Source organism: Bacteroides pyogenes DSM 20611 = JCM 6294 (assembly GCF_000428105.1).
In the GTDB taxonomy this organism is placed as follows: Bacteria; Bacteroidota; Bacteroidia; order Bacteroidales; family Bacteroidaceae; genus Bacteroides; species Bacteroides pyogenes.
This window is the reverse complement of record NZ_ATZH01000033.1, coordinates 12204-26204: the sequence shown is the minus strand read 5'-3', so window position 1 is coordinate 26204 and position 14001 is coordinate 12204. Positions and strand designations below refer to the sequence as shown.

The window sequence follows — 14001 nt, the reverse complement described above, 5'->3', positions numbered from 1 at the left end:
ATTTTTCATAATAAAAGGATTTCCACAATATAAAATTAACATCTTCTACATTGTAAATTCATTTTTTTATTTTATTTTTGTAAAACAATAAAATAACTTTAAATAGCATTTCAATATATCTCTATAAACAATAAGTATGTTGAGACTATCAAAAAAAGCAACAAATATGGCTGACTATTTTAGTCATATAACTTTTAAATCATATGCTTATGAAAAAGTTGTTTTTAATTTGTGCGCTATTAGCGAGCACAACATTGGTATTTGCAAAAAGCTACCAATATTTTATAGCTTGCGGTAAAGTGTATGCAACTGATGCTAGAGTTCCAGCATCAGTTATAGTGGCCCTCATAGACTATATGGAAGATAATTGTTAATTGGAATCGGGGGTAGATATGCCCTATTAATAATAAAGACAGTGGCATATCTACTCTTTTTGTTTGTAATTTTTCGAAAAACATCAAACTTTCTTCCTATGAAAAAGAGCATTTATCTTTCATTTTTAGCCCTTGCCTTAAGCTTGTCCAGTGCCTTCGCCCAGCATGAGCCGTTCCTTGAATGCCATTATACGGAATCTTATATAGACTATCCGGAAAAAGGGAAAGTGAAACAAGACGAAATGGTGTTGAGCATCAGCAAAGGGGCTTCTGAATTTTACAGCCTATGGTGTAGGGAACACGCCAGACTGCGCGACAGCCTCACAGCGAAAGGGGCGTCGCTGGAAGAAATCTTGGCTGCAAGAGACAAAGTGAAGTATCCGGTGAGCACGCAACACACAGTGATCTACAAGAATTATCCGGAGAAAGGCAGATTGACACTTACAGACCAACTGATAAAGTCATCCTTTCTATACACGGAGAAAATGGAAATTCCACAGTGGGAGGTCTTCGGAGAAAAAAAGCAGATTGCGGGATATGATTGCCAAAAAGCGGAAACAAACTTCTTGGGCAGAAAATGGACAGCATGGTTTGCTCCGGACATACCCGTCGAAGACGGACCTTGGAAACTATGCGGACTTCCCGGACTGATATTGCAAGCGGAAGATTCGGAAAAAGAGTATCGGTTCACATGCATCGAAATAAAAAACGTTTCGGATGCCCCCGCTATCCGGCTGCCTAAAAAGAATTACATCAAATGCAGCAAAAGCGAATATTTGAAGTCGCTGTTCCTGCATAAAGAAGACATGAACACTTTTCTGAGAAAGCACGGAATAGAACCTCCGGTAGAAATAACTTCGAATGGAAAAGCAGTTTCCGCATTTCCCAAGCGGAAATTCAACTACATAGAAAGAGTAACGCCATGAAACGCGTGAACTTTTTCCTTACATATTGGGAAACAGGCTCCATGAAACACTTCGGCATCTTCTGTCTCATTTTCTTCCGGCACATGGTTGTAGCCGCGCAAACGGGTTATACAGGCAAAGTGGCGGACGGACAAAACAAACAACCGCTGGAAGCGGTTGCGGTCAGCTTGCTTGCGGCAGACAGCACCATCATGTCTTATTCGTATACCGACAGCAACGGCCATTTTGAAATCATAAACCGGGGAACGCGAACTGCAGAATTCCTGTCGTTCACGTACATGGGATACCGGAGAGTCCTGTTGCCCGCCCGAAGTTTTAAGAACGGAACGACAGTCGAACTGGAGGAAACCACATATAAAATCAAGGAAGTAAAAATAACTGGTCAACGGATCAGGAAAGAGAAAGATACCATCACCTATACCGTGAGCGGATTCAGAATGCCACAGGACAGAACCATAGAAGACGTACTGAAGAAAATTCCCGGCATTGAAGTAACGGCAAACGGAACCATCAGGTTTCACGACAAACCCATCAACAGATTTTATATCGAAGGCATGAATCTGATGGAAGACAGGTATGCCTTGGCGAGCAAAAACATCCCGGCAGGCATGGTAAAAGAGGTGCAGGTTTTGCAATCGCACCAGCCGATAGCCGCTTTAAGAGGAAAAACGTTCAGCGACCATGCCGCATTGAACTTAACGCTGGAAGACAGCCATAAAAACAAGCTGATAAAACTCATAGACGCAGGCATCGGAGCAGGAAACGACCCGGATGTATTGTGGGACAACCGCCTGCTGGGAATGCTCTTCGGACGAAGGAAGCAAAACCTGAGCATGTACAAAAACAACAATACGGGCAAAGACATCGCTGCGGAAATACTGCCTTTGGGACAAAGCGGTGTCATCGACATAAGCAGGGATGAGGAAGATGCGGAGCTTTTTCCCGTTTCCATTTCACAGAACAAAGAGGCAGATCCTTCGAGATACTTGTTCAACGATGCTCATCTGGGTGCGATAAACCACCTGTACAAGCCCGATAAGACGAACGACATACGCCTTCAACTGAGTTTTCTCCACCAAAAAGAAAGAGCGGAATACCGGTCGGGCACCACATATTTCTATCCTTCGCAAACCATCACGGTAGACGAACGGGAGCAATATAACGGGCAGGAGAACAGGGCGGAAGGAGAATTTACATATCAGTTGAATGACAGCGCCCTGTTTCTGAAAAATAAAATAAAGGGGCTACTGGGGCTGCACAAGAGTTCTTTAAACCTTTGGGTGAATGATGAGAAAACCGGACAGCGCACACATCCGCAACGAAAATTCCTGCACAATCATTTCGAACTGGTGAAAAACACTCGCCGCCATTCGTTCTCAATCTATTCGGCCAACTCTTACCGCGATCTGCCACAACATTTCACTGTGGAGCCGGGACTCTACGAAGAATTGCTGAACCAAAACAATCCTTACGGCAAGTTCGCCCAAGATGCCCGCCTGCAATCTTTTCAATCGGATGCTTACACCTATTTCCAGCACAAGATCGCGGGGTGGTATCTGAAATACAAGGCGGGTATCTCTTACGCCCGGAAGAAGATGAGTTCCGCGCTTTCCATCAACGACACGCCTGCGGGCGATGAATATCACAACGATTTGACATTGAAAACGCTTCACGCATATATAGAGCCTCGCTTGAACTTTAAAAACGATTTCTGGGACGTACAGTTCAGTATTCCCCTCTCATTCTATCATGCCGGCCTGCGAACCGAACGGCCGCAATCCGAGCAGTCACGGAAAAATCTGTTTTTGCCTGCACCGTCACTGAACGTCAAGTATGAATTCAGCCCATATCTGACACTGATTGGCCGCTCTTCTCTTTCCTGCATACAACCGGACATTCTGAAACTATACGGCGGATACATGTTCACCTCATACAGGTCGGCTTTTGCGTTCCATTCGAAACCTGTGTTCGACAAAAGCTACTACAACAGCATAGGCGTGCGTTTCGTACAGCCGCTCACCGGATTCTTCGCAAGCCTGACGGGTTTTTACACCTTAAACAAGCAAGAACTTATTTACGGCTACCGCAACAAAGAGAAATACCTTTCGGTGACGGAAACTTACGACCGCCCTCATACAAACCACCTGTACGGCGTAAATGGAAAACTGTCGAAAACGTTTGCCTGGAGCAAGCTGTATACCTCCGTAGGCATGAGCTATTCCAACAAAAAAGACAAGATGCTGCTGGAAGAGCGGATGGCGAACAGCACCATGCAAATGTATTCTTTAAGATTCGATTTCTCCCTGCGACCGGTAAGAAGCCTCAGCTTCGAAGGGAGCAGCTCCGCCATACACACGCTGTCGCAGCTGGACCTTCCGGAGAACGGCGCGGTAAAAGCATGGAGCTTTCATCATACGATAGACCTTAACATCGTTTTCTCGCAGCACTGGAAAGGAAGAGTCACCCAAGAGATATCACACAACAACAGAAACCGGAAAGCAACTTATTTTGCCGACGCTTCGCTGCTTTTTTCGCATCGTCTGTTCGAAATCGAGTTTGCCGTGAATAATTTGTTGAATCACTCCACGCTGAACCATACGTATATCGACCATCTCACACAGCGATACTCCGCTAATACGCTCCGTCCGCGGGAATGTCTGATAAAGGCTATGTTTTCATTCTAAAGCGTTTCAAGTCCACACAACCGTTGGCTTTCAGCCGGACGCCCTCCGCCAGCAGCAATTCTTTCTGTTCCGCCCATCCGGGGACGAGGCGTCCCGCCGCATTCACCACACGATGACAAGGGAGGGAAAACTGCGGCGGAACTTCCTTCAACGCCTTCCCCACCAGACGCGAGCGTCCGGGCATACCGAGCAGGGTGGCAATCTCTCCGTAAGTGACGACTTTTCCCGGAGGGATCTGCGCCACTATCTCGTAAACGCTGCGACGGAAATCATCCGAAAACCGGGCTTTATCTACTTTGTAATCTCTCATCATCCAAACTTTTTTATTGACCGAAAAAAAGCCCGCGGGCTTTGAAAAAAACACGGCGGCCTTTTTTAAAAAGGCGGCGGGCTTTGAAATCAAAGGCGGCGGGCTTTTTTTTGAAGCACAGCAAAGTTTGCGAACAAGCATTGCCGCCATTTTCTCCGGTCGCCATATTGAATATTATCCGGTAGCGGAAACATCGCCTTAAATTCCGAGCAGATGCCGGAGATAACATTCAGACGATTACAGATTCCAAACAGTTTTTGCAAAACGTCCGAAAGCGAACAAACGCAAATTTACACAATTTCACGGAAACCCAACAGTCTCCCCATGTAAATTTACGTTTGTTTCTTCTGAAAGTATTGGTTCGGTCTAGCCGATTTCTTCAGCCTCTTATGCTGTAAGCCTGCTTCATTGCCCCGACGGGTGGAAACTGCTATTCGAAACTGGTGTACAACCGGAATTCGTGTGCCGGAACTTTCACGTTCTGCGTAGAAGAAGTGACATTCAAGCGGTCGCCGCGAAGCTCATACCATGTGCCCGTATGGCCGAAATCGGCGTTCACTTCCGTTTGTTCCTGCGAGAAATTGGCAACCACTACCAGCTTTCGGGTAGTGCTCTCCAGTTTCATGAACCGTCCCGCCGTCCAGTCGTTCTCTCCCACTCTCCACTGTTTGAAAGCGTTTGTTCCAAACAAGTCGGGATAGCCGTTGCGCAGCTTCATCAGCTTGCAGTAAACTTCATACAACGCCTTTCTGTCGGGCTGCTCCACATAATCCCATCTCACCGGCTTCGGGTCCATTCGGTTTCCTTCGTCGCCCACCACTCCGTCCGGACGCGAGTTTATGGAAAAGTCGTAGCCCAGCTCACCGAACTGCCAAATCATCTTCGGGCCGGAAACGGTAAGGAAGAAAGCCGCGTTCGAAGCGAGTTGGTTCATACGCGCCGGCAACCGGTCTTTAAGCGGTCCGTTGCCATAAGCAATCTGCTTATATCCCATGCGTTCTTCGTCATGACTTTCCATAAAGCTTATCATGCTGCCCGCAGGCCGGCCGTTATTACGCATCGCCTCGAAAGAAGAATCCTCTTTCCAGCCCATTGCCGATTGGCAATACCTGCCGTTCATATTGTGCCACAACTTCATGCCCGCATTCGCCAAAGCCGTTTCTTCCTCCTCGTCGCAGAAATGTTCGAGAATCATCACCGCATGAGGGTTTGCAGCGTGCACCGTATGGTAATAATCGGTAAGGATGGCGATGCGCGAATCGTCTTTCTTTGCGGCAGTAGCCTCCGTGCTCGATTGTTGCGTAAAGCCTTTCGAGAGGTCGAAACGGAATCCGTCGAACTTATACTCCGTCAGCAAAAATTCCAGATTGCGCTTGACGAAAGCGCGTACCAGCGGCGACTCGTGATTGAAGTCGTGGAATACACTGTAAGGGTGCGGAGCGTCGACGTTGAACCACGGGTTGTCGGGCAACGTTTTATTCTTCGCGGCATCCCAATAAAGCTTTGCAAACGGATGATTGCCGGTGGCATGGTTGTAAACCACATCGAGAATGACAGCCATCCCCCGTTGATGGCAGGCATCGATGAATTGTTTGTACATTTGTTTCGTTCCGTAAGCCTTGTCGAGCGCAAAGTAATAACAAGGATTGTATCCCCAGCTGTTGTTCCCGTCGAACTCCTGCACAGGCATCAGCTCTACGGCATTCACCCCCAGCGTCTTCAGATAGTCCAGCTTCTGCATCGCTCCGTTGATATCGCCCGTCGAAGTGAAATCGCGCAGCAGCATTTCGTAAACCACCAGACTGCCGGCATCCTTTATCTTGAAGTCCGGCACACTCCAATGATATTCATCCTTTTGGATCTTGAACACAGACACGATTCCTCTTGCCCCTTCGGGGTAATTCCTACTCTCCGGATAAGTGGAGGCAGCGATGTATTTGTCGTGGTCAGGGTCGAGTATCTTCTCGCAGTACGGGTCGCCCAGACGGATTCTCTCTCCCCCTTTCATCCCGACATAGTATTGAAAAGCATACTCTTTCGCAGCATCCAATCCGTTCAGCGTTATCCACCAGCAACCCTTGGCGTCGTCGCGCCGCATCTGACACCCCTCTTCGTTGCTCAGTTTCCACTGATTGAAGTCGCCCACCACATGAGCGAAATCTTTGTGTCTGCCCGAAAGAGTTTTGTCGTACAGCACCAGCGTAACCGTGCCGGAGTTAATCACATTAATGCCTTCGCGTACGCCCGAAGGAAGCGGAGCATACCAGATAGCAGCCGGCTCGAAAGCCGTATATTTCGTATCCGTGACCTCGATGAACGAATCGTTTTCTATACCTTTCTTCGTTCCGTCGGCACTGCGGATGACTACCCCCAGCTTTGTCACCGGAGTTTCGCCCGAACCGAACCATGCACGTACAGAAGGCTTGAGCGTAATGCTCCACACATTCTCTCCCACCCTGGTCATCTTGCATTTGTCCAGATTATCGTTCCAGCCTGCCGGCACATAAAGCCAAGTTCCTTCATCCAACACACCGGCATGAATATACACATCGCCGGCATATCCGTAAAGCGGAGTTCCTGCCGGAGCCTTGAACGAAACGGTCAGTTCCTTGTCGGCATCGGGCGATTCGGGATGATGGCTTAGACCTCCCGCCATACTTCCCGCTTGCACCACTTTCAGTTTCTCCGAGAGAGAGCCGCTCTTGATAATGATTTCTCCTTCCCGATCCCATACACCTTCGTTGGGAGCGATATCGAAAGTAAGTTCAGTCGAAACAAGCCCCCTTGTCTTTACCTGAGAAATCCAACTCCGATGCGCCTCAGGAATTTCCACCTCGAAATCAATATTCGCCTTCACCTCCACCACAATCTTCTTACCTTCTTTGGGAACCTCAAAATGCGATGAAGTAAGTGTGAGCGCGTCTTTTTGCTTTTGGGTGATGACGAGGTTCTTTTCGATATTACCGCCCGTCGTCAAAACCAGTTTTACACTCCGGCTGTCATACCCGGTGTTTTCTTTCACATTTACGCTGACAGAGGCGTCTCCCCCCGAACCGGATGCAGAAGACACCGTACACCAATCTACCGCATGCGAATCGGCTCCGATTAATAAAATTCTCCACGGACCTCCTGTTTTGAATGATATGTTGCGGCTTCCGGACTCTGACGTAAAATCCATGCCTTTCTCAAAATAAACGGCAGTTTCGGATGAAAAGGTCAAAAAGTCCGCATCTTCTTTATCGGAAGAGCAGCCGAAAACAAAAAAGAGAAGCAAAGAATAAAAACAGAGTATTTTTTTCATTGTATTTTCTTTAAGAGTTCAAAATATATATGCCAACAAACGTATGATAAAGGCAAAAGGATTGGAAAGAATGCCATCCTCCAATCCTTTTGCCATAAACCGGTTTTAGTTTTTCGTCACAGTCGCGCTCTTAGCTTCCGGATTCAAAGTAATCGTATAATTGCCTGCTGTAATAGGTATATTATCGCCACCCTGAGTCAAGGCTCCCAAGTCGCCGCCGAAATTAATAGCCCAATCGGCATCCCAACGGAATTTGAAATGACCGTTTTTCATGTCCATTGTCACCGTCCATAACTTAGTTTCCGGATCATACGTCATCCATGTATCTTTACTCCAGTCGCCGGGGGTGGCGTCGCCCACAACTCCCCAACCGGATTGCATGAACTTACATGTTTTCTTTTCGGTATTTACAATAAACTTGTAATATCCTCCATGAGTCATCTCGATGTTCTCTCCTCCATTGATGCTGATAGCGAAAGTACCGCCATTGTTTTCGGCATTCCAAGCGATCTTCCCATTGATACCGATCCAAGAACCTGCATCGTGGAACTTAAAGAGCGTACCTTCGGGCATGTAATGAGCGCCCGAATACACATAATTTCTGTCGGGAGAAGTAAGTTTGTAACAATCTTCACCACCGGGGTTCCATCCTTGATAGCTACCCGGCATGGTAATAAACTCGCTCGACGGAACAAACGATGTTTCCGTTAAAAAGAAAGTATATTTCCCGGCTTCAGTCAGGTTCAAGGTCACCAAATAAGCAATATCTTTATCTGCTTTCATTTTAAAGTTAGGACCGTTTGCTTTCAAAGATTCAGTTTCATCTACCGCCACTTCTTTGGGTCCCTCCGAAACAGCTCCCAGATTTATTCCCCAATCGGAATTTGCCCTGAACTTGAATTCTTTGCCGGCGGTTAATTTCACCACCTTTGTCCACAGGCGCGTTTCCGCATCATAATCCAAAGAAGTATCCGAGCCCCATCCTCCGGATGTCGCATCACCGATAAGCGCCCATTGCTGCGCAGCGCCTACCGACTTCAATTCGCCGCCTGACAGCAGAAGATGATAGAATCCCTTATTCGCAATCTGTTGTCCCTCAACGATCGGCTGCAATGTTTTGCCATCCAATATGGCAAAAGTTGCATTGTCTTCAGGAAAATCTACATAGCCTTCGTAGTCTCCGTTTTCATCAAGGTCTCCCAGCATGTAAGCTTTCGTCCAGTCCCAGTCAGGATAGCCTACCGCTACATAGACATAGTTCCATTCTACTGCTTTCGGGTCGTAAGGCACAACCTTAAAATCAATCGCTTCGGCAAAATTCTCATTCAGTTTCGAGTCATAAGCCGAGCAAGAAAGAGATATCGACATATTTCCCGTTTGTCCCGGGTAAACATTCATTTGACCCAGAAAAGCGTTAATATCCTTGTAAGACAACGATAATTCATTGGATTTCGTTACTCCCAGATTCAACGTTTTACCGTTGTCCTTATTCGTCATCCTTACCGTATAATCCGCCACCGCCGCGAATCCGAAATCGGCGGGCTTCCAGCGCACCGTAAACATTTCAGTCGCATTGTCTGCCGTGAATCTATATTCGCTCTGAGCCAGTTGTTCCAATTTTGCCGGAGACTTTACGCTCAATACCGGGGTAGCATCGTCTTCACATGAGGAAAAAGCCAATATCCCCATGCACAATATAGTGAATAAATATATCTTTTTCATAACTTAGTATTCTTCAATGTTATCTCTTATATCCTTCGTTCTGTATTAAAGCTGTGTTCGAACCAATCTCATCCGATGGCAACGGGAATAGTTTCAGATACTCCTCGACAGCTTTTCCGCCGGGTATTCCGCCTTTCCACGGCCATAAGTAAGAGCTTCCGGTGAATTTTCCGAAACGTATCAGGTCGGTACGTCTCTGAGCTTCAAAGAAGAATTCGCGTCCTTTTTCATCCAACAGAAAATCCAGATTAAAATCGGATTCGGTGATAACAGCCGCAGCCTTATCCTTATATGCGCGCTTACGCAAATCATTCACATATTTTAAAGCAGTAGCGCGATCGCCTCCCTGACCGCCACGAAGGACAGCCTCGGCATAGCTCAAATAAATTTCGGCCAAACGAATCAGGGGGAAGTCGATCCAAGCCTCTTTGGAAGGAGGCATGCTGCCGTCTTTATTCACATTGTAATATTTGGCAACGGGAATTCCGTTATCTTTAAACGCGGTTTGATCTACAATTTCTATATTCTGAGTAAGATCGGTATGCAACATAGCCTTACGGTTGTCCTTATCCGACTCTTTTTCTTTTTCAAAAAGTCTCAGCAAAGACGATTTGGCGCGAACACCCTGCCAAGCGTCTTTGGCATTCGTTACATCTTTCAGTTCGGCCGATCCCCAGCAAAGGAAAGAAGTCATTCCTCCCCATGTCAAAGTCTCTTCTCCTTCGTATCGGATGGGGAAAATCATCTCTTTCGACGTGTGGTTATCCGCTTTAAACATATCCCCATACTCAGGCTCCAACTCATAACCTACTTTCAGTATCTCCTTGCAAGCGGCAATGCAATCCGAATAACGGTTTTCGCCGATATATACTTCGGCATTCAGATACAACCGGGACAACATAGCCCATGCCAGCGACGTATCCGCATGCCCGTATTGCTGAGAATATCCCACTACCGGTTTCAGCAAATCTCCGGACTCAAGCAGAGATTTCAATTCTGTTTCGATAAAGGAGAACAACTCTTTGGGAGATATCTGTGTGGGAAGTTTGTCTTTTTCTCCCAACGGACTATCTTCAGTTACCAAAGGAACATTACGATACAAATCCAACAAATACCAATAGTTCATGGCACGTAACAGACGCGCTTCCGCACGATACTGTTTCAAATGCGGGGCTACCTCACCCGTAATGCCTCGCTTAGCTATTTTATCCTCAGTAGTCTCTCTTAATAAGGCATTCGAAAGATTGATCTGATAAAACAAACGGTAATAATTACCTTTAATCCAAGGGCTGTTGGCTCCCCACGTCACCATGTTGAATCCCGGTATACCGTCATCGGTCCATGCACAGTGAGCCATATCGGTAGTCAACTCTTGCATATTCCAAAGTACCCGCAGAAAAGAAGCCTGACTACCGCCATCGACTCCCGAGACATCTACGTCGTTATCGCCACCGGCATTTCCGGCCATTACCATGCCTGCGTATATTTTTGCCAAGCTTTCCAAATATGGAGCTTCCTGATTTCCCAGAACCTTATCCGGAGTCTTTTCACGGTCGGACAGAGGAACAGTATCCAAATCGCCTACGCATGAAGTTCCGGTAAACGCCAACCCTATCAGGGCAGCAGCTATATAATATTTTACTGTTTTCATATTTTGATAGTTTAGAAGTTAAGATTAAGTCCGATCATAAACACACGCGGACGGGGATAGATGTTGTTATCGATTCCTTCTCCGCTTATTTCAGGATCCAAACCGCTGTACTTTGTAATAACAAACGGATTTTGCACCGTTGCATAGACCCTTGCGGTCTGCTTTTCGTTAAACAATTTATTGAATGTATAGCCCAGTGAAATGTTGTCCATTCTCAAGAAAGAAGCATTCTGCACATAATAGCTCGAGCGACGGCGCGGTTCTTTGAAATTCGTATCTCTGGCGCTATTGATCCTGTTTTTCAGGAAGCCTGTATTATCATACATTTCAGAACCTCCCCATGCCTCACGGTTAGATTGAACATTATTGTAAACATAGTTGCCGATACTTGCCCGCATGGCAAACGAAAGATCCCAATTCTTGTATGAGAGTTGTGAAGTAAGTCCCATAAACACATCGGGAGCCGACTTTTTATAGGCAATCAAATCTCCGTCATTCTCTTTTTCACCGACTTTTCCGTCACCGTTATGATCGACATAAGCGCCTTCGATAGGTTTGCCGTTTTGGTCATAAATCTGTTCGAAAACATAGAACGAATTATAAGGATTATTCACCGCATTGATCATTACGTTAGTACCGGTAGCTCCATCGATACCCCCATGAATAACTCCCACATAGTTCGGATCGTCGTTGATGGTCATCTTTGTAATTTTGTTTTTATTATATGAGATATTATATCCCAAATTCCAATTCCAATCCTTTGAAGTAATGGCATGAGCGTTGATTGAAAACTCAATACCCTTATTTTCCAGTGTACCTACGTTCGTGAGCAACTCATTATTGAAGTTTGTTCCTGCAGCAACAGCCACCGTATTCAGCAAATCTTCCGTTTTACGATAATACAGGTCTAATGCTCCCGTAATGCGTCCGTTCAGGAATCCATAGTCGATACCGACATTGTAAGTGGTAGTTTCCTCCCATTTCAGATTGGCATCGAAAGCCAACGGAACCAATAATGAATATTTGTTGTCGCCGAAGAAATAAGCAGCTCCGGCTTTGCTTGCCATATAACGGGGAAGATAGGGATAATCGCCGTTTCCAAGATTTTGTTGTCCGGTAATACCGTATCCCAAACGAAGTTTCAGATCGGATATGGCTCTTACATCTTTCATAAATCCTTCTTCGTTCATCTTCCATGCCAAAGCTACAGAAGGGAATAACCCCCAACGGTTATCTTTATTGAAACGGGAAGAGCCGTCATTACGAAGCGTGAAGGTGAGTAAATACCGGTTCATCAACGAATAATTCAAACGACCGAAGAAAGATACCAGATAATTCTCTGTTTCATAGCTGTCGGGATCTTTGTATTCCGAGGCGTTCTTTTTCTTTGCCATTGCTTCCGAATAAGGATAAGAGCGGCTTGTACTGTTATAAAAGTGTTGCCATGAATATCCGGCCATCACGTCTAAATTATGTTTTCCGAACTCTTTCGCATAATTCAGATAGAAATCAAGCAAAAGGTTGCGCTTCAACTGATAGTAATGTGAGTTCTCGCCCCAGCCTTGTTTATAATTACCGGTTACCCAAGTCATCGGAGAATTATCTTCGATAATAACATCTCCTTCACCTTTGGAAACATCATATCCTAAGTTCAGGTTGGCACGGAGTTCAGGCAAAAAGTGCATTCTGTAATCGATCTGAGCATTACCGATGCTTCTATAAACGGTAGACTCGTCATGCTTTTGCTCTAACATGGCAACCGGATTGGCCAGCGCGATACCGATAGGCGATTTTGATTTATCCAAAGCCATATAATATCCGTTTCCGAAATCCGAACCTTCCATGTAAACAGGCTGTGTCGGGTCAAATTGCGTAGCTATACCGATCGAACCCGTATCAGCAAAACGATTGGTATTATATACGCCTTTCACATTCAACTGAATGTTCAGCTTCTTTTCGAAGAAATTCGGATTTAAGCTGACAGCACCCGTCCAACGTTGCAAATTAGATGTTTTCAAAATACCGTTTTCATTGGTATACGCAAGCGATACGCGATATGGCATATGAGGTATTGCACCTGCTACGCTGACATTATGGTCTGTGCTGAGAGCGGTACGAAATATTTCTTTCTGCCAGTCCGTTGAAGATTCACCCAAAGCGGCGTACTGATTGCTTTCCTTACCGAACTTTTCTTCCACAAAAGAGCGGAAATTATCAGCACCCATCACGTCTACGGTTTTCGTTTTAGCACTTACAGAAAACGTACCGCTATAATTTACCTTGACCTTACCCGATTTTCCTTTTTTCGTTGTTATGATAATAACACCGTTGGATGCGCGAGAACCGTAAATCGCAGTTGAAGAAGCATCTTTCAGAATCGTAAAAGTTTCAATATCATTGGGATGAATCGTCGCCAAAGGATTACTCATACCATCTATACCGCCATTATCTACCGGAACGCCATCGATAACGATCAACGGATCATTGCTCGCAGACATAGACGAACCTCCACGGACACGGATAGTGGCTCCGGCTCCGGGAGCGCCGCCATTGGTTATCACACTCACACCGGCAGCCTTACCGACCAATAAGTCGGTTGCCGATGTTGCAGCTCCTTTTACCATTTTATCCGCATCGATCGCTAAAGTCGATCCGGTCAGGTCGTTCTTCTTCACCGTACCATAACCGATAACCACTACATCCTGAAGTAATTGGGAGTCGTCTTTCAGAACCACATTAAGCACGGGTTGTACCGGTAATTCCTGTGCTTGGTATCCCACGAACGAGATAACTACAACATCACCCTGTTTAGCTTGCAACACAAAGTTTCCGTCAAAATCGGTGATAACTCCATTGGTTGTTCCTTTTATCAATACGTTGGCACCGATTACCGGTTCTCCTGTTGCGTCTTTCACATGTCCTTTTACCGTCATTTGCTGTGCAAACGTTCCTATGGACAAGAGTAAGCCCACTACGAAAAGTAGTGCCTTAAGCATCAAAAACCTTTTCATGTCATTAATTTAAAGTTAAGTT

The 14001-nt window shown here is 45.9% G+C and carries 9 protein-coding genes; 4 read left to right on the top strand and 5 right to left on the bottom strand.

The window, feature by feature from the left end:
• Positions 1 to 209: 209 nt before the first annotated feature.
• The 3 genes from C234_RS17890 to C234_RS0109350 all read left to right on the top strand — a co-directional run bounded on the left by C234_RS17890 (position 210) and on the right by C234_RS0109350 (position 3984).
• Complete coding sequence (locus C234_RS17890; RefSeq protein WP_187423448.1) at positions 210 to 374, top strand: hypothetical protein; 165 nt, start codon at positions 210 to 212, stop codon at positions 372 to 374.
• Positions 375 to 472: 98 nt separating this feature from the next.
• The gene (locus tag C234_RS16795) at positions 473 to 1300 is read left to right on the top strand and encodes a GLPGLI family protein (protein WP_051290227.1); all 828 of its coding nucleotides are present in this window, start codon (positions 473 to 475) and stop codon (positions 1298 to 1300) included.
• Complete coding sequence (locus tag C234_RS0109350; RefSeq protein ID WP_027325548.1) at positions 1297 to 3984, top strand: TonB-dependent receptor; 2688 nt, start codon at positions 1297 to 1299, stop codon at positions 3982 to 3984. The genes C234_RS16795 and C234_RS0109350 overlap by 4 nt, the downstream gene beginning before the upstream one ends.
• Here the strand turns inward: C234_RS0109350 and C234_RS0109345 are convergent.
• Positions 3968 to 4294, bottom strand: a complete 327-nt coding sequence (locus C234_RS0109345; RefSeq protein WP_027325547.1) for an MGMT family protein — start codon at positions 4292 to 4294, stop codon at positions 3968 to 3970. The genes C234_RS0109350 and C234_RS0109345 overlap by 17 nt on opposite strands.
• Positions 4295 to 4310: 16 nt before the next feature.
• Between C234_RS0109345 and C234_RS0109340 the strand changes: the two genes are divergently transcribed.
• The gene (locus tag C234_RS0109340) at positions 4311 to 4496 is read left to right on the top strand and encodes a hypothetical protein (RefSeq protein WP_027325546.1); all 186 of its coding nucleotides are present in this window, start codon (positions 4311 to 4313) and stop codon (positions 4494 to 4496) included.
• A 228-nt stretch (positions 4497 to 4724) separates the two neighbouring features.
• On the opposite strand, the gene C234_RS0109335 is transcribed toward C234_RS0109340, so the two are convergent.
• From C234_RS0109335 to C234_RS0109320, 4 genes are all read right to left on the bottom strand, one after another.
• Complete coding sequence (locus C234_RS0109335; protein ID WP_051290226.1) at positions 4725 to 7595, bottom strand: alpha-amylase family glycosyl hydrolase; 2871 nt, start codon at positions 7593 to 7595, stop codon at positions 4725 to 4727.
• A gap of 105 nt (positions 7596 to 7700) precedes the next feature.
• Positions 7701 to 9317, bottom strand: coding sequence for a SusE domain-containing protein (locus C234_RS0109330; RefSeq protein ID WP_027325544.1), 1617 nt, complete (start codon positions 9315 to 9317; stop codon positions 7701 to 7703).
• Between the two features lie 19 nt (positions 9318 to 9336).
• Positions 9337 to 10968, bottom strand: a complete 1632-nt coding sequence (locus C234_RS0109325; RefSeq protein WP_027325543.1) for a RagB/SusD family nutrient uptake outer membrane protein — start codon at positions 10966 to 10968, stop codon at positions 9337 to 9339.
• 11 nt (positions 10969 to 10979) lie between these two features.
• Positions 10980 to 13979: a SusC/RagA family TonB-linked outer membrane protein gene (locus tag C234_RS0109320; protein WP_027325542.1), complete on the bottom strand. Its 3000-nt coding sequence runs from the start codon at positions 13977 to 13979 to the stop codon at positions 10980 to 10982.
• Positions 13980 to 14001: the final 22 nt, after the last annotated feature.

Excerpts from the sequence above, each read along its gene's own strand:
- C234_RS17890 (WP_187423448.1), top strand. The coding sequence starts at position 210 with ATGAAAAAGTTGTTTTTAATTTGTGCGCTATTAGCGAGCACAACATTG.
- C234_RS16795 (WP_051290227.1), top strand. The coding sequence starts at position 473 with ATGAAAAAGAGCATTTATCTTTCATTTTTAGCCCTTGCCTTAAGCTTG.
- C234_RS0109350 (WP_027325548.1), top strand. The coding sequence starts at position 1,297 with ATGAAACGCGTGAACTTTTTCCTTACATATTGGGAAACAGGCTCCATG.
- C234_RS0109345 (WP_027325547.1), bottom strand. The coding sequence starts at position 4,294 with ATGAGAGATTACAAAGTAGATAAAGCCCGGTTTTCGGATGATTTCCGT.
- C234_RS0109335 (WP_051290226.1), bottom strand. The coding sequence starts at position 7,595 with ATGAAAAAAATACTCTGTTTTTATTCTTTGCTTCTCTTTTTTGTTTTC.
- C234_RS0109330 (WP_027325544.1), bottom strand. The coding sequence starts at position 9,317 with ATGAAAAAGATATATTTATTCACTATATTGTGCATGGGGATATTGGCT.
- C234_RS0109325 (WP_027325543.1), bottom strand. The coding sequence starts at position 10,968 with ATGAAAACAGTAAAATATTATATAGCTGCTGCCCTGATAGGGTTGGCG.
- C234_RS0109320 (WP_027325542.1), bottom strand. The coding sequence starts at position 13,979 with ATGAAAAGGTTTTTGATGCTTAAGGCACTACTTTTCGTAGTGGGCTTA.